Below are 549 nucleotides of genomic sequence, written 5' to 3' on the forward strand. Positions count from 1 at the left end.
ACCGGGGGCGCCACGGTCACGATGTCGACCACGCTGGGTACCCTGGGCGCGGTCACGGATGTGGGCAACGGGACATACACCGCCACGTTGACGTCGGGCATCACGGCGGGCACCGCGACGGTCGGGTTCACGCTGAACGGCACCGGGGGTACCGCTACCAGCCAGGTGGTGTTCACGGCGGGCGCTCCGAGCCCGGCCACGTCGACGATCACCGCAGCACCGGGCAGTATCCCCGCGAACGGGACATCCACATCCACGGTCACSGTCACCGTGCTCGATGTGAACGGCAACCCCGTCGGGACCGGGGGCGCCACGGTCACGATGTCGACCACGCTGGGTACCCTGGGCGCGGTCACGGATGTGGGCAACGGGACATACACCGCCACGTTGACGTCGGGCATCACGGCGGGCACCGCGACGGTCGGGTTCACGCTGAACGGCACCGGGGGTACCGCTACCAGCCAGGTGGTGTTCACGGCGGGCGCTCCGAGCCCGGCCACGTCGACGATCACCGCAGCACCGGGCAGTATCCCCGCGAACGGGACATCC

At 70.1% G+C, this 549-nt stretch carries 1 protein-coding gene; it reads left to right on the forward strand.

Annotation, left to right across the window (positions count from 1 at the left end):
• Positions 1–21 precede the first annotated feature (21 nt).
• Positions 22–549, forward strand: a 528-nt coding sequence (locus AC1DZA_RS20165; RefSeq protein WP_476774105.1) for an Ig-like domain-containing protein, incomplete at its 3' end; no start/stop codon positions are given.

This window comes from Agromyces sp. P2_B3 (assembly GCF_056404815.1).